The sequence below is a fragment of the Bacillus sp. LR--39 genome (assembly GCF_053613335.1).
The window spans coordinates 225,512-241,973 of the sequence record NZ_JBSIOT010000002.1 but is presented as its reverse complement, the minus strand read 5'-3'; the positions used below and the strand labels follow the sequence as shown (position 1 = coordinate 241,973).

General features: G+C 44.8%; 15 protein-coding genes and 1 pseudogene. 15 read left to right on the top strand and 1 reads right to left on the bottom strand.

The genetic code is table 11. From position 1 onward, the window contains the following. The first annotated feature begins 9 nt into the window (after positions 1 to 9). The 11 genes and pseudogenes from ACWHAR_RS10910 (at position 10) to katX (ending at position 10,870) form a co-directional block, all read left to right on the top strand. The gene (locus ACWHAR_RS10910; protein ID WP_032875702.1) at positions 10 to 906 is read left to right on the top strand and encodes an ABC transporter substrate-binding protein; all 897 of its coding nucleotides are present in this window, start codon (positions 10 to 12) and stop codon (positions 904 to 906) included. 102 nt (positions 907 to 1,008) lie between these two features. Next, complete coding sequence (locus ACWHAR_RS10905; RefSeq protein ID WP_032875699.1) at positions 1,009 to 1,359, top strand: ArsR/SmtB family transcription factor; 351 nt, start codon at positions 1,009 to 1,011, stop codon at positions 1,357 to 1,359. 13 nt (positions 1,360 to 1,372) lie between these two features. Further along, complete coding sequence (locus ACWHAR_RS10900; protein WP_032875696.1) at positions 1,373 to 2,671, top strand: arsenical efflux pump membrane protein ArsB; 1,299 nt, start codon at positions 1,373 to 1,375, stop codon at positions 2,669 to 2,671. A 153-nt stretch (positions 2,672 to 2,824) separates the two neighbouring features. After that, a complete protein-coding gene (locus tag ACWHAR_RS10895) occupies positions 2,825 to 3,136 on the top strand; it encodes a PTS sugar transporter subunit IIB (protein ID WP_007614670.1) in 312 nt (103 codons plus the stop codon). Positions 3,137 to 3,150: 14 nt separating this feature from the next. Continuing rightward, the gene (locus ACWHAR_RS10890; RefSeq protein WP_032875694.1) at positions 3,151 to 3,468 is read left to right on the top strand and encodes a PTS lactose/cellobiose transporter subunit IIA; all 318 of its coding nucleotides are present in this window, start codon (positions 3,151 to 3,153) and stop codon (positions 3,466 to 3,468) included. 18 nt (positions 3,469 to 3,486) lie between these two features. Further along, positions 3,487 to 4,806, top strand: coding sequence for a PTS cellobiose transporter subunit IIC (celB, locus tag ACWHAR_RS10885; protein ID WP_032875691.1), 1,320 nt, complete (start codon positions 3,487 to 3,489; stop codon positions 4,804 to 4,806). Positions 4,807 to 4,835: 29 nt separating this feature from the next. Beyond that, positions 4,836 to 6,236 (top strand): glycoside hydrolase family 1 protein, encoded by a 1,401-nt coding sequence (locus ACWHAR_RS10880; RefSeq protein ID WP_032875688.1) that lies wholly within the window; start codon positions 4,836 to 4,838, stop codon positions 6,234 to 6,236. A 19-nt stretch (positions 6,237 to 6,255) separates the two neighbouring features. Beyond that, positions 6,256 to 7,136, top strand: a pseudogene (locus tag ACWHAR_RS10875) (ROK family protein). Continuing rightward, positions 7,133 to 8,077: a mannose-6-phosphate isomerase, class I gene (gene manA / locus ACWHAR_RS10870; protein WP_032875685.1), complete on the top strand. Its 945-nt coding sequence runs from the start codon at positions 7,133 to 7,135 to the stop codon at positions 8,075 to 8,077. The pseudogene ACWHAR_RS10875 and the gene manA overlap by 4 nt, the downstream one beginning before the upstream one ends. A gap of 19 nt (positions 8,078 to 8,096) precedes the next feature. Next, on the top strand, positions 8,097 to 9,179 hold the full coding sequence (locus ACWHAR_RS10865; protein WP_032875682.1) for a glycosyl hydrolase: 1,083 nt from the start codon (positions 8,097 to 8,099) through the stop codon (positions 9,177 to 9,179). Positions 9,180 to 9,256: 77 nt separating this feature from the next. Next, positions 9,257 to 10,870 (top strand): catalase KatX, encoded by a 1,614-nt coding sequence (gene katX / locus ACWHAR_RS10860; RefSeq protein ID WP_032875677.1) that lies wholly within the window; start codon positions 9,257 to 9,259, stop codon positions 10,868 to 10,870. Between the two features lie 39 nt (positions 10,871 to 10,909). Here the strand turns inward: katX and ACWHAR_RS10855 are convergent, their stop codons facing one another. Continuing rightward, a complete protein-coding gene (locus ACWHAR_RS10855) occupies positions 10,910 to 11,896 on the bottom strand; it encodes a choloylglycine hydrolase family protein (protein WP_007614685.1) in 987 nt (328 codons plus the stop codon). A 316-nt stretch (positions 11,897 to 12,212) separates the two neighbouring features. On the opposite strand from ACWHAR_RS10855, the gene ACWHAR_RS10850 reads away from it, so the two are divergent. From ACWHAR_RS10850 to ACWHAR_RS10835, 4 genes are all read left to right on the top strand, one after another. Beyond that, the gene (locus ACWHAR_RS10850; protein ID WP_032875674.1) at positions 12,213 to 13,610 is read left to right on the top strand and encodes a purine-cytosine permease family protein; all 1,398 of its coding nucleotides are present in this window, start codon (positions 12,213 to 12,215) and stop codon (positions 13,608 to 13,610) included. 198 nt (positions 13,611 to 13,808) lie between these two features. After that, positions 13,809 to 14,039: an AMEP412 family response elicitor gene (locus ACWHAR_RS10845; protein WP_017418614.1), complete on the top strand. Its 231-nt coding sequence runs from the start codon at positions 13,809 to 13,811 to the stop codon at positions 14,037 to 14,039. 125 nt (positions 14,040 to 14,164) lie between these two features. Further along, a complete protein-coding gene (locus tag ACWHAR_RS10840; protein ID WP_017418613.1) occupies positions 14,165 to 14,896 on the top strand; it encodes an ABC transporter ATP-binding protein in 732 nt (243 codons plus the stop codon). Next, the gene (locus ACWHAR_RS10835; RefSeq protein ID WP_032875670.1) at positions 14,893 to 16,449 is read left to right on the top strand and encodes an elicitor-associated permease-like protein; all 1,557 of its coding nucleotides are present in this window, start codon (positions 14,893 to 14,895) and stop codon (positions 16,447 to 16,449) included. The genes ACWHAR_RS10840 and ACWHAR_RS10835 overlap by 4 nt, the downstream gene beginning before the upstream one ends. Positions 16,450 to 16,462 lie beyond the last annotated feature (13 nt).

Sequence of the window (16,462 nt, the reverse complement as noted above, 5' to 3'; positions counted from 1 at the left end):
AGTATTCCCATGAAAAAAATAATTGCGCTCATCAGTTTCATGTGTATTTTCTTATTGGCTGCCTGCCAATCCGATTCAACACAGCCGGAGTCAAAAAAGAAATCCGGCGATCATAAAATCGCTTCGATGTCCATTCACCTGACAAATGATCTGCTGGCTCTCGGCGTTACACCGGCCGGTTCCGTCGTGGGCGGAGAATTAAAAGATTTTCTCCCTCATGTGAAAAATCAGCTGAAAGACACGAAAAAACTCGGACCTGCCTCAGACCCGGATATGGAAGCTTTACTTGAGCTGAATCCAGACAACATTTATCTTGATAAAGAATTTGCGGGAAAAGATTTGTCAAAATACAAGAAAATCGGAAACACACACGTTTTCGACCTTGATAAAGGCACATGGCGCGATCATTTAAAAGACATCGGAAAAATCGTCAACCGTGAAAAAGAAGCGAAAACATTTATTCAAGATTACGAAGATGAAACAAAACAAGTCAGATCCATGATGAATAAGGAATTAGGGAAAAACGCCAAAGTCATGGCGATCCGCGTGAACGCAAAAGAGCTTCGCGTCTTCAGCACACGCCGTCCGATGGGACCGATTCTGTTTGACGATCTGAAGCTGAAACCGGCTGACGGCATTAAAGAAATGAACACCTCCCGCCCTTATGAAGTCATTTCTCAAGAAGTGCTGCCTGATTACAACGCGGATGCGATTTTCGTCGTCGTTAACAGAGACGACAAGTCACAGCAAGCCTATAAAGAATTGCAAAAAAGCGCTGTATGGAAAGGGCTGAAGGCCGTGAAATCAAACCACGTCTATAAAATTGCCGATCAGCCTTGGCTTGATTATTCAGCACTGGGAAATAAATTAGCAATGGATGAAGCGAAAAAACTGTTCCAAAAATAAACATGAGCCGGTTTTGCAAAAAGAGCAAGACCGGCTTTTTTATATTGTCGTTTACTTATATAAACATCTGCTTATATAATAGTGTGAAAAAGGAGTGAGCGCATGGAACGGCGGCATCATGTTTTAAGTTCCGAAGGGATCAGCCAGTGCCTCAAGCTTCTAAGCGACCGGACGAGGCTTTTGATGCTGAAGCTTCTGGAGGATAAGGAATATTGTGTCTGCGAGCTGACAGCTATTTTTGATATAAGTCAGCCCGGCATCAGCCAGCACTTACGGAAATTAAAGAACGCCGGCCTTGTGCGGGAAAGACGCGAGGGCCAGTGGCGGTACTATGCCATTCATCCGTCCGGTCCGAAATACGCGCTGGTTTGCTCGATTCTGCAGCAGATAGATGAAAAGGACGAAGTTTTACAGACATTGCGGCAAAAAGAAGTCACTGTTACATGCCGGTAAGGGGGATATATTCTTGGGAGTTGCGGTTTTATCAGCGCTGATTTTTGTGCTGACACTTGTGTTTGTCATATGGCAGCCGAAACATGTATCAATCGGCTGGTCTGCCTGCGGCGGAGCGGTCCTCGCTTTGATCGCCGGAGCAGTCAGCCTGCACGATATCGCGGAAGTGACGGGAATCGTCTGGAATGCGACACTTGCCTTTATCGCCATTATTATCATTTCATTGATTCTTGACAGTATCGGTTTTTTTGAGTGGGCCGCGCTGCATATGGCCATGGCGGCCAAAGGCAGCGGGCTGCGGATGTTTCTCTATGTGTCGGTCTTAGGGGCTGTTGTCTCCGCCCTGTTTGCCAATGACGGAGCGGCGCTCATTTTGACGCCGATCGTACTGGCGATGGTGCGGGCTTTGAATTTACCTGAAAAGCTGGTTTTTCCGTTTATTATCGCCGGAGGATTCATCGCCGACACCACCTCGCTTCCGCTCGTTGTAAGCAATTTGGTCAATATTGTATCCGCCGATTACTTTCATATCGGGTACATTGAATATGCATCACGCATGCTGGTGCCCAACCTTTTTTCTCTGGCGGCAAGCATTTTGGTGCTGTATCTCTATTTCAGAAAAAACATTCCGAAACGGTATGACACCGGTCTTGTGAAACATCCGGCATCCGCGATTAAGGATGAACGCCTTTTCCGGTTATCGTGGGCTGTGCTGGCCGTTTTATTGATCGGATATTTCGTCAGCGAACTGCTGTCGATACCCGTTTCCTTCGTTGCCGGCTCCATCGCGGTCATTTTTCTCATTCTGGCGCAGCGAAGCCCCGCCGTCCCTGCGAAACAAGTCATCAAGGACGCCCCGTGGGCCATCGTGTTTTTTTCTGTCGGCATGTATGTTGTCGTGTACAGCTTGCGGAATGCCGGACTGACGGATCTTCTTTCTCAGCTTATTCAGAAAGCGGCGGATCACGGTTTGTTTGCGGGCACACTCGGAATGGGGTTTATCGCTGCGATTCTCTCCTCCGTTATGAATAACCTGCCGACGGTGATGATTGACGCCATAGCCATCAGCGGAACGGGCACTCACGGGCTGATGAGAGAAGCATTGATTTACGCGAATGTTATCGGTTCGGACCTCGGGCCGAAAATCACGCCGATCGGATCGCTGGCGACATTGTTATGGCTCCACGTGCTGAGCCGGAAAAACGTGAAAATTTCCTGGGGAATGTATTTCAAGACAGGTCTGATATTAACCATTCCGACGTTATTTATCACCCTGATCGGACTCTATTTATGGCTGTTATGGCTCGCTTGAGATGAAAAACCTTTTAAGTTGAATCTTAAAAGGTTTTTTTGTGTCAAAAATCCGAAAAGTAAAACTTTTATATTTTAAAAGTATAGACATTTAATTTGAAAAGATTATAATATTCATGAAAACGTTTTAACTTTACGAAAGAAGGGATTCCTCATGAAAAGAATTTTATTAGCCTGCAGCTCAGGCATGTCCACCAGCCTTCTTGTCACGAAAATGCAGAATTACGCCCGCTCCATCGGTGAGGAAGCCGAGATTTGGGCAGTCGGACAGGATAAAGCAAAAGAAGCGATGAAAGATGCAGACGTCGTACTTATCGGCCCGCAGATGAGTTTTTTAAAAGGTGAGCTTCAGAAAGAGGCGGACCCGCTTCACATCACCGTTGATGTGATTGATATGATGGCATACGGCATGGGGGACGGCAAAAAAGCATACGAACAGGCCGTTGCCTTGATAGAGAACAAATAAAGGAGGCGATAAGCATGGAAACGTACACGGATGAACAGATCAGTTTTCAGCTGATTCTTCACAGCGGCAATGCCCGCAGCAATATTATTCAATCGATACGCGCATATAAAGACGGCCGGACAGATGAGTCAGGCACCTTTCTGACAAAGGCTGAAGAAGAACTGGGGAAAGCGCACGACATCCATTTTCAGATGATTCAAAAAGAAGCCGGCGGCGCCAAGACGGATGTCTCTCTGCTTTTTATGCATGCTGAAGACCACTTAATGTCAGCGCTTTCAATGAAAGAGCTCGTTAAAGAAATGCTCGACTTATTTCAATCAAAAAATTTATAGAAAGCCGGGGGTGAAGACGTGTTTGAGAAAATCAGCCAATTCCTTATTCCGATCGCTGGCAAATTAAACAATAACCGCTACTTGCAAGTCTTACGGGATGCTTTTATGCTGGCGTTTCCGCTGACCATTTTCGGTTCGGTGTTCGTCGTGCTGACGAACCTGCCATTTTTAAACAAAATCATGAGCAGCTCCGCACTGTCTGTCTTTCAATCCGGATTTGGCGGCGCTTCGACGGCGACGATGGGGATTATGTCCATTTTTGTCGTCTTCGGGATCGGCTATTACCTTTCCAAAAGCTACGAAGTGGAGGCCGTATTCGGCGGAGCGATCGCATTGGTTTCTTTTCTGCTGCTCACCCCGTTCGTCTTAGAGCCGGAAACGGGCAAAGCGGTCGCAGGCGTCATTCCGGTTGACCGGCTTGGAGCAAAAGGGATGTTTCTCGGCATGATTACCGCGTTTTTGTCAGGTGAAATCTACAGAAGAATCGTCCAGAGAAACTTAACGATTAAGATGCCTGCCGGTGTTCCTCCGGCTGTTGCTAAATCGTTCGCCGCATTGATTCCGGCTTTTATCACGCTTACCGTCTTCCTCTTGATCAATGCGGCTGTCACCCAAATCTTTCACACCAATCTGCATGATGTCATTTATCATACGGTTCAAGCCCCGCTTGTCGGACTTGGAAGCGGCATCATCCCTACATTAATCGCTGTTTTCTTTATTCAGATTTTATGGTTTTTCGGACTTCACGGACAAATCATTATCAATTCCGTGATGGACCCGATTTGGAATACATTACAGGTCGAAAATTTGGCTGCGTATACAGCGGGAAAAGAGATTCCCCATATTATTTCTAAGCCGTTTATGGAGATTTACACCGTCGGAATGGGCGGAACCGGAATGACATTGGCCATAGTGATCGCCATCTTGCTTTTTATGAAAAGCAAACAGATGAAACAGATATCCAAACTCGGTCTCGCGCCAGGCATTTTCAATGTCAATGAGCCGGTTATTTTCGGTTTGCCGATCGTGATGAACCCGATCATTATCATTCCGTGGGTGATCGCGCCGATGGTTGTCACCCTTGTCACCTACCTGGCCATGTCGGCGGGGATCGTGCCCCCTCCTACCGGCGTGACCGTGCCTTGGACCGTCCCCCTATTCATTAACGGGATTATGGCGACCAATTCCGTCATGGGCGGCATTATGCAGCTGGTCAACCTCTGTATTGTGTTTGTCATCTGGCTCCCGTTTCTTAAAGCGCTGGACAAATTAAACATGGCAAAGGAAAAAGAAGCTGAGACCGAGCAGCATGCCCGGGATGACAGCATGAGTATGTAATCAAAATCGCAGTAAGGGAGAGAAATCAATTGACTGAATCAAATATTCAATATCGTTTTCCGGAAGGATTCTGGTGGGGGTCTTCCGCCTCCGCCACCCAAACAGAAGGCGCCGCCGACAGAGACGGAAAAAGCCAAAACATATGGGATTACTGGTATGAAAAAGAGCCGAGCCGTTTTTTTAACGGCGTCGGTCCCGGCGACACGTCACGTTTTTACGATCAATACAAGGAGGATATCCGGCTGATGAAAGAAATCGGCCACAACTCCTTCCGGCTGTCTATTTCCTGGTCAAGATTGATTCCGGACGGAACTGGCGAGGTCAATCAGAAAGCGGTCGCGTTTTATCAGGACGTCATCGATGAAATGCTTGCCCATCACATTGAGCCGTTTGTCAATTTGTTTCACTTTGACATGCCGCTCGCCCTTCAGCGTAAGGGGGGCTGGGTCAGCCGGAACACCGTTGACGCGTTTGAACATTACGCCAAAACATGCTTTTCGCTATTCGGTGACAAGGTGAAAAAATGGTTCACTCACAACGAGCCGATTGTGCCGATTGAAGGCGGCTACTTATACGACTTTCACTACCCGAATCACGTTAATTTTCAAGAAGCGGTGCAGGCCGGCTTCCATACCCTGCTGTCGAATGCAAGGGCTGTCAAAGCCTACAGAGAATTGAAACAGGATGGACAAATCGGAATCATTCTGAATCTGACGCCTTCTTATCCGAGAAGCTCACATCCTGAAGATGTCAAAGCGTCCCGGATTGCCGACGCCTTTTTCAACCGTTCATTTCTAGATCCCGCCGTAAAGGGCGAATTTCCTGAGGAGCTTGTCGAGATTCTCAAGGCGGAAGGCTTTCTGCCGCATTATGAGAAAGAAGATCTCCGCCTCATTCAGGAGCATACGGTTGACCTGTTAGGCGTGAACTACTACCAGCCGAGGCGCGTCAAGGCAAAAGAACATGTTCCGAATCCGCATGCCCCTTTCCTGCCTGAGCGTTTCTTCGATCCGTATGTCATGCCCGGCCGGAAAATGAACCCTCATCGCGGTTGGGAAATTTACGAAAAAGGAATCTATGACATTCTCACCAATCTCAGAGAACATTACGGAAATATCGAGTGTTTTATTTCTGAGAACGGCATGGGAGTAGAAGGCGAAGAACGCTTCCGCGATGAAAACGGCATCATTCAGGATGATTACAGGATTGAATTTATCCAGGAACATCTGAAATGGGTGCATCGGGCCATCGGAGAAGGTTCAAATGTAAAAGGCTATCACCTGTGGACTTTCATGGACAACTGGTCTTGGACAAACGCTTATAAAAACCGCTACGGCTTTGTATCTGTCAATCTGGAAAACGGGGGCGAACGGACCGTCAAAAAAAGCGGCCGCTGGTTCAAATCCGTTTCCGATCAAAACGGATTTTAACAGATGAGGAGGGACGGCCATGCTTGGAGGTATTGAAGCCGGCGGCACGAAATTTGTCTGTGCCGCCGGACAAAGAGACGGCACCATTCTGGACAGAGCAGAGTTTCCGACGGGAGAACCGGATGACACACTCAGACAGGTGATCCGTTACTTTGAAGAATTCCCGATAGACGCCATCGGCATCGGGTCGTTCGGGCCGATTGATATCCGTCCCGACAGTCAAACATACGGGTGCATCACCGCGACGCCGAAGACAGCCTGGCGGAACTGCCCTATTCTTCAAACGATCAAAAGCGCTCTGGATATTCCCGCAGGCTTCACCACCGACGTTAATGCGGCGGCGCTTGGAGAAGCTTCTTTCGGCGCGGCCAAAAACGCGGACAGCTGCCTCTATTTGACGGTCGGCACAGGCATCGGCGCGGGCGCCATCATGAACGGCAGATTTGTTCAAGGGCTGTCTCACCCTGAAATGGGCCACATTTATGTCAGAAGACATCCGGACGACGGCTACAAAGGCAATTGCCCTTACCATACAGATTGTCTGGAAGGCCTCGCGGCAGGCCCCGCCATAGAGAAACGCTGGGGGAAAAAGCATTTCTGCTCACGGATCAGCAGGAAGTGTGGGAGCTTGAGGCCTATTATATTGCCGAAGCGCTTGTGCAGTATATTCTCATACTTTCGCCGGAAAAAATCATCCTCGGCGGGGGTGTTATGAAACAGCATCAGCTGTTCTCTTCTATCCGTCAGCACGTGAAAAAGCGGCTGAATCAATATATTGATCTGCCCGATATTGAAAAATACATCGTTCCCCCTCAATTAGGGATTCACTCCGGTGCGGCCGGTTCGCTCGTATTGGCGGAGCAGGCCTTAGAAGCGGCAAACCGGGAGGCGGGAAAATGACGAAGCTCTTATTTTTGGAACCGGTTTTTAAAGAAAGATTATGGGGCGGGACGAAGCTGCGCGATACATTCGGGTATGAGATTCCTTCTGAGCGGACGGGAGAGTGCTGGGCGATTTCAGCTCATCCGCACGGCACATCCATCGTGCGGAACGGGCCTTTTTTCGGAACATCATTACACCGTCTCTGGAATGAACACCCTGACCTGTTCGGACATCCGAAAGAAGACGCTTTTCCCCTGCTCACAAAAATTCTTGACGCAAATATGGACTTATCCGTACAGGTTCACCCGGACGACGCATATGCACATCGGCATGAAAACGGAGAACTCGGAAAAACGGAATGCTGGTACATATTGGACTGCAAAAAAGACGCGGAGCTCATTTTAGGGCATCGCGCCCAAACGAGAGAAGACTTCGTTCGGCTCATTGAACGAAACGAGTGGGATCACCTGCTCCGCCGCATCCCTATTAAACCCGGCGACTTTTTCTATGTCCCGAGCGGCACACTGCACGCTTTATGTGAAGGTACGCTCGTTCTTGAAATCCAGCAAAGCTCTGATGCCACCTACCGGCTTTACGACTATGACCGGACGGATGGGAACGGGAATAAACGCGAGCTTCATCTTCAGAAAGCAATTGACGTAACAGAGATTCCTCATACCGATGAAAAAGTAAAAAGCACAAAGCATCGGATCGGAGATGCTCTTATTACAACACTCGCCGAAACACCGTTCTTTTCAGTTTATCAATGGAATGTGAGCGGGAAAGCATCATTCCCCGCACCCGGCCGGTATTTACTCGCAAGCGTCATTAAAGGACACGGAGAACTGGATGGATGCCCCGTTCACAAAGGCGATCACTTTATCGTGCCGGCGGATTCCGGAGATTTTGTTATAGAAGGAGATTGTGAGGTTATCGTTTCACATCCTTCATCACCCTAAAAATCAGGAGGTCTTTTTTATGCTCAAAAAGTTAGCAGTCTGCCTGTCTATCGTTTTATTACTCTTAGGAGCCGCCAGTCCGATATCGGCTCACACCGTTTATCCCGTCAATCCAAATGCCCAGCAGACGACAACAGATATCATGAACTGGCTGGCGCACCTGCCCAACCGTTCAGAAAACAGGGTCATGTCCGGGGCGTTCGGCGGGTACAGCGATGTCACTTTTTCAATGACAGAGGAAAACCGTTTGAAAAACGCGACGGGACAGTCTCCCGCCATCTACGGCTGTGACTATGGGAGAGGATGGCTTGAAACAGCGGATATCACCGATACTATCGATTACAGCTGCAACAGCAGCTTAATCTCATACTGGAAAAGCGGCGGCCTCCCTCAGGTCAGCCTGCATCTCGCAAATCCGGCTTTTCCATCCGGAAACTATAAAACGGCCATCTCAAACAGCCAGTACAAAAACATCCTGGACCCTTCAACTGTTGAAGGAAAACGCCTTGAGGCGCTGCTCAGCAAAATCGCCGACGGCCTTACTCAGCTGAAAAATCAAGGCGTCACCGTTCTGTTCAGACCGCTGCATGAAATGAACGGCGAGTGGTTCTGGTGGGGGCTGACAGGCTACAACCAAAAAGACAATGAAAGAATCTCGCTGTACAAAGAGCTTTACAAGAAGATATACCGCTATATGACAGAGACAAGAGGATTGGATAACCTTTTGTGGGTGTATTCGCCGGATGCCAACAGAGACTTTAAAACAGACTTCTACCCAGGCTCATCTTATGTGGATATTACCGGTCTGGACGCTTACTTCACTGATCCGTATGCGATAGCAGGCTATGATGAAATGCTGTCTCTGAAAAAACCGTTTGCCTTTGCCGAAACCGGTCCGTCCGGCAATATCGGAAGCTTTGATTATGATGCTTTTATCAATGCGATCAGGCAAAAGTATCCCGAGACAACGTACTTTTTGACATGGGATGAACAATTAAGTCCGGCGGCCAATCAAGGCGCGCAAAGCCTTTATCAAAACAGCTGGACGCTGAACAAGGGCGAAATATGGAACGGCGGGTCCTTGACGCCGATCGCGGAATAACTGTTTCTTTTGAAAATCGGTTTTAAGAAACGGCTCTGCTGGGCATATTGTTACCGTTCAAAAAGGAGGGTTCAACAATGGAAAATAACAAAAACAGCGAAGAAACGCTTTCCAGTAAGACGACCGGTAAAGGCGAGTCAGAAGACACGCTGACAAACCGGCAGGGCCATCCGGTCACTGACAACCAGAATGTCAGGACAGTCGGCAATAGAGGACCGACGACATTGGAGAATTATGATTTTTTGGAGAAAATCAGCCACTTTGACCGCGAACGGATTCCCGAGCGCGTCGTTCACGCGCGCGGCGCCGGGGCACACGGATACTTTGAGGCGTACGGAAGTTTTGGAGACGAGGCGATTTCTACATACACAAGAGCGAAAGTGTTTCAAAAGAAAGGAACGAAAACTCCGGCGTTTGTGCGGTTTTCTACCGTCAACCACGGAAAGCATTCCCCCGAAACATTGCGTGATCCCCGGGGTTTTGCCGTTAAGCTTTATACCGAAGACGGCAACTGGGATCTGGTCGGCAACAACCTGAAAATCTTTTTTATCCGTGATCCGCTGAAGTTTCCGGATCTTGTGCACGCATTTCAGCCTGATCCGGTTACGAACATTCAGGACGGCGAGCGTATTTTCGACTTCATTTCCCAATCACCGGAAGCGACTCATATGATCACTTTCTTGTTTTCGCCGTGGGGCATCCCGGCCAACTACCGGCAGATGCAGGGCTCAGGCGTCCATGCCTACAAATGGGTCAATGAAGAAGGAAAAGCCGTGCTCGTCAAATATCACTTTGAACCGAAACAGGGCATCCGCAACCTGACACAGAAGGAAGCGGAAGAGATTCAGGGGAAAAACTTTAACCATGCGACACAGGATTTGTATGAAGCGATTGAAAAAGGCGATTACCCTGAATGGGAAGTGTATGCGCAAATCATGACTGATGACGAACACCCCGAGCTGGATTTTGATCCGCTTGATCCGACCAAGCTGTGGTATAAAGACGATTTCCCTTGGAAGCCGATCGGTAAATTGGTTCTGAACAAAAACCCGGAAAACTACCATGCCGAGGTGGAACAGGCCTCATTCGGAACGGGCGTGCTTGTGGACGGCCTTGATTTTTCAGATGACAAATTACTTCAGGGGCGGACATTCGCCTATTCAGATACCCAGCGGTACCGGGTCGGCGCAAATTACCTGCAGCTTCCGATCAACTCGCCGAAAAAGCATGTCGCCACCAACCAGGAAGGCGGGCAAATGCAGTATCGGGTCGATCGGGCAGAAGGACAAAACCCGCACGTCAACTATGAGCCGTCCATTATGGGAGGACTCAACGAAGCAAAGCAGGATGGGAAAGACCATACACCTCATGTCGAAGGCGATGTGAAGCGGGAAGCGATCGACCGGTCGAATAACTTCGGCCAGGCCGGAGAAACATACCGCAGATTTTCGGAATTTGAACGGAACGAATTGATCACAAACTTGGTCAATACGCTTTCTTCCTGCCGGAAAGACATTCAGGATCAAATGATTGAGAATTTCACAAAAGCAGATCCGGACTACGGAAAACGTGTTGCGGAAGGGCTGAAAAAAGCCTCCGAAAGCAACAGCGGCGGGCCGATCGGCACTACTGATACGGCACAAGCCGCAAAACAGGCTGAACAGGAAAGCCATCCGTCTGATCCGTATTAAATAAAAAAACAGGACAATCGCGTCCTGTTTTTTTTTGAGCTAATTCAGCTCCTGTATATTCTGCTCCGCCGCGGCCGCAAATACTTTCGGCTCCGGACGGTCAAGATCTTCATGGAATAAACTTACTTTGTGAATCTGCCGGTTGTCGTACAGATGAAAGTAGTAGTTCCCGGTGTCACAGCACATAACCGACGTATACTGCGTATAATCAATTTCATTCTCCTCCGTGATCACCGCGCCTTTTGGAATATTCACATTGGACAGCACGTGAAAAGCGGCCGTAACGCCATCCGTTTCATGGGCGGCAGGCTCTAAATGCTCTTTCAGATAAGCGGCTCTGATGAATCGGGATGGCGGCGTGTAATCACCGGGAAGCCCGATTGTTCCAGATCCTTGGCCGAAAGCGGTTAATGTCATTCCGCCCAATGTTTTGCTTTCTGACTGCTGCGGCCTGATTCCGATATAATGGCGCAGATTGGTCACATGCCAAGGAAATTCCGGACTGTTGGTCATCACTCCGGGTTGGTTGTCATATACTTTCATTCCCTCCGGTGTCGGCTCGATGACAATGCAGCCGCCCGTGCGGTCTGATAAAATCCAATGAAGAGGCAGCACCGTATCCAATAACATTAACTTCTTCTCTACGATCGTCAGCATTGAGAGCTTTTCCTTTATGTCTTCAAGAGATTCACAGTTTGATAAGGCCCAGGTGACAAACTCATGAGGAGCGATGTGACAGGTGCCCTCCCGTTCCGCTTTCTCGTATCCCGCAAAGCCCGGAAAATACAGCGTCGCGCACGACAGCCCTTTTTCATTTACGCCATCGGCAAACAGAACATTGCCGAGATTTCTCCCCATGCCGATAAATGCGTATTTCGTCTTATGCATCCTGCCGTCAGCTTCGCTTTTCCAGCTGTACTGACGAGGGTAAAGCACGACGTCCGTACCGAGCTGAAATGCAAAATCCATCGTTCGCGCCAATAGGTGATTACCGTCTGTCGTTTTCAATGTAAGACTTGTACACATATCATCAATCCCCTTTTCATTTATGAAATTTACACAAAGTAAACTATTCTTTCAGCTTAACGAATAATGGCTCCATTCGTCAAAAGATTGACACATTTCTCCTTAATACATATTAGTCCGTAAGCATATCCATGCCTTTTAAACCCTGGCAAATCGTTTTGGCGGCAGTGTTTGTTCCGTTTTTCAAAAAAACTTTTGAACGGCTGTCAGCGAGGCTTTTCAATGTTTTTCCTGCATGCTGGAATTTGTAAACGGCAGGTCAATCTGTTAAGCTATGTCTTTATGTTAAAGAAGAACATACGGAGGAGATTATCTATTGAAAGTAGAAAGGCGAACGATTGAACATATTCCGCATGACGAAAGACACGGAAAGGCTAAAGATTTATTCCCCGTCTGGTTCGGGGCTAATATGCATATTACGACGTTAGTCACAGGCACACTGCCCGTTACAATGGGACTCGATCTCTTTTGGAGTATCGCCGCCATTATTATCGGGACCTTTATCGGCGCAATCTTTATGGCGTCTCATTCCGCACAAGGACCTCAGCTCGGAATTCCGCAAATGATTCAAAGCCGCGCGCAATTCGGCGTGATCGGAGCGATTCTGCCCCTCTTTTTGGTCATGTTTATCTACCTGGGCTTCTTTGCGAGCAGTACGATTCTCGCAGCCGGTACACTGAGCAGCTTTGTACCGATTCCGGCTTCATGGTGTATTATCGGCTTAAGCGCCATCTGTTTTTTACTCACGATCTACGGTCATGATCTGATTCACAAAATGCAGAAAATCCTCTCTTGGACCTCCTTTGCCGTTTTTTTTGCTGCAACGATTCTTATTTTTCAACTGCCGATTCCTTCAGGAAGCTGGGTGCCCGGCTCATTAGATCTGCCTGTTTTTCTAGTGGCGGTCAGCGCGGTGGCCACATGGCAGCTGGCATATGCGCCATATGTCGCAGATTATTCCCGTTATCTGCCGGTCAAAACACCGGCATCGCATACCTTTTGGTACAGCTACGCAGGTACGTCAGTCAGTTCCATCTGGATGATGCTTCTCGGCGCCATTTTGACGACGGCGCTCCCGGAATTTACCGCTAATGCGGGAAATGAGATTGTCCGATTGTTCGGTCCGTTTTCCTTTATTATGCTGATCATTGTCCTGTTCGGACAAATGGCGATCAACGTCTTTAATTTATACGGAGCCTTTATGTCAACGACGACTACTTTGGAGCCGTTTTTAAAACTGAAGGTGACGCCGAAAACGAGAGTGGTAATGATCCTTTGTGTGACGGCAGCGGGTACTGTATTAAGTCTCTTGGGCCAAAGCAATTTCATGGAACTGTTTTTAAATTTCATCTTTTTCATCAGTTATTTCTTAATTCCATGGACGGCGATCAACCTCGTGGATTACTATTTTATCCGACGCGGAAAATACCACGTCAAATCGATGTTTGACGTCAACGGACAATATGGCAGGGTCAATTGGATTACAGCGGCCGCCTTCGTTTTGTCGATTATATTAGAAATCCCGTTCATCAATACATCCTTTTACATCGGGCCGCTCGCTGAAATATTCGGCGGAGGCGACATTGCCTGGGTCATCGGCCTGGCCGTTCCGTCGCTGCTGTATTATGTCCTGATGAAGCACCGTCTGAAACAACGTGTGATCAAAATCATCTCTAGAAAGAAAGTTCTAGATGAATCTAAAAAAATCAATTAAATTAACCCATACCTTATCCCTAAATTAATCCTTCTCCCGCAAGTTCTAAAGAACAATATTTCAAACATTCTATCCATAAAACATTTCGGATAACCGAAATTAAAACTGGAATATATTGAATTTGCTTATTTTTCTAGTTAATATAAAAAGCGACAAAGGCCTTTGTAAATAATTTCTTGAAAAATAGGAGGAAACAAATTGTTCGGACCAATTTTAAAAGCATTAAAAGCTCTTGTATCTAAAGTACCGTGGGGTAAGGTCGCATCATTCTTAAAATGGGCAGGTAACTTAGCTGCTGCAGCCGCTAAATATTCATATACAAGTGGAAAGAAAATCCTTGCGTATATCCAAAAACACCCAGGAAAAATCGTTGATTGGTTCCTAAAAGGATATTCTGTATACGACGTTATTAAAATGATTCTTGGCTAAGTAATACAAATGAACTACACAACAAGTTGGATTATACCCCATTCTTGATGTGTAGTTCTTTAAATGTTATTATATATTAAAAGAATAATCCATATAATATATAATAAAAAAGGAGATTTATCTACTTGGAAATTCTTCGTATTGAAAATGTTAAAAAAACCTATGACGAGAAAAACATTCTTTCTATTGAATCTCTCAAGATAAAAAAGGGAACGATTTGTGGGTATTTAGGACGAAATGGTGCTGGGAAGTCAACTACTATTAAGATTGTTATGGGTATTGAATTGCCAAATCAAGGTGAAGTCTACTTTTTAAATAATAAGATTAATTATAATCAAAATGACTATAAGAGATATATTGGTTACTGTCCGGATTACCCCGCTGTTTTTGAGAAGCTGACTGTTTTTGAACATTTAAATTTTATAGCCTATCTTTATGGAATGAAAGATGAAGGTCAAATAAAAGAAGCAATAGACAAATACCTAGAGCACTATGAAATGGAAGAGTACAGAAATACCCTTATTCAGTCTTTATCGAGAGGGAATAAGCAAAAAGTATGTATTATCTCATCTATCATACATCAACCAAAACTGTTATTGTATGATGAACCTACATTAGGCCTTGATCCCCTAAGTATTAAACAATTCAAAAAAATGCTGAACGACTTTACTGATAATGGTGGAACTGTTTTTTTATCTTCTCATTCATTAGATATTATTGAAGAAATTGCTGACGTTGTATATATTATAGATAAAGGAAAAATAATTAGAGATAATATCTCAGTAAGCGAAATACGTAACACGCTTAACAGCGTTGAAGAATATTTAGTTTCTGCGGTAGAAGGAAGAGAAGTATGAATTTTTATAATTATTTAAAGTTTAAATATAAAATCAGCAATACTGCTAATACCAAAAAAAATTCTAGGATTGACTTATACGCCCAAAGAATTGCTTTTGTTATTTTAATTTCCTTTTTAACATTAATCCTTTATTTCATTATAAAATTGTTCCCTCATAATATACAAGTTAATATGAATAAGTATACCCTTGGGCTTTATGCTTTCCTTTGTCTTATATCCTTTTCTTCTTCAGTAAAACAATATTATAAAGAGTACTTCCTTTCAATTGAACGCGAGATATTAATTATAGCTCCAATCCAAAAATCTCAAATAATACTTTCAAGATTTTTTGTTGTAACTTTAGAAACAATGATTTTAACTGGATGTTTCTTAACTCCATTTGTTATTGCGAATTTCTTCGCCGGGAATTTAGAATTTAATATTGTATTAGCCACAATGATTCAGATTATTTCTGTATCTTTCTTTTGCAGTTCTCTTACTCACATTTTCTTTGCCCTTGCCTTTCTTATCTCTAAAGGACATGGTCTAAAAACTGTTGCCTATACTTTAATGACTATTTTTGCAGTCGCAGTAATTGGATTAATAATCTTTTCAAATAACTATAAATCTTATTTTATAGCACAAAATAGCACCACAAAGTACATACTTTACGGAGTTGTGAAATATTCAGACTTTTTAATATTAAATCATGCAGATGCCTCCGATGTATTGATTTTTATCCTGTTGATAATTTTCTACAGTTTAGTAATAACAGCAATCGCTTTTTATCTCACAAAGCATTGTTATCGTAAAGGATTATTATCAATCTCATCCCGGGAGCTTGAAAAATCATTTTATGCAAGGAAAGTTTCTTTATTTATTAATAAGTATATTCAAAACTATTTTTTGAAAAAAGATATTCTTTATCTCATTAGATCTCCGAAAATGTTTTCAATATATATAACACCTATACTTTTCACCAGTGTAATTGAAATTAGAAATAAATTCGTATCTTCGGAGCATTTGTTACCTATTTTTATTACTGTTTTTGCTATGGTCATTACCTCTATTTCATTATCTCTTGTGCAATCAGACGATCTTAATCATAAAGATTTATTGTTTACAATACCTTTTGATTTGGAGTCGTTGTACAGAATAAGAAGTCGATACCTATACTTGATATCGACTGGCATCGCAGGAATTTATTTGGTTATAGTATTTTTAACGGAATCTTTAAGATGGGAGTATTTTCTTTTCGGCTTGTTGGAATTGATGATTCTGACATATATTAATTCAAAAGTAATGCTGAGAAGAGTTTTCCAAAAAAGTAATTATAATTCTCATGGATATAGATATAATGGGTCTTTAGCTTTTATTATTTTCACTCATTTTCTTATATGGAATGTTCCTTTAATAATTTCATTTAGTCTCATATATGAAATTATTAACTTAACACTTCTTCAAAATCATTTATCAAACCGTTCTATTTTTATATTAATAACCCTATTAATAATAATATTTATTATGCTGTATAACAGCAAAAAAACATATGTATCAAAAAAAGGAGATTAATATTATGTCAAGT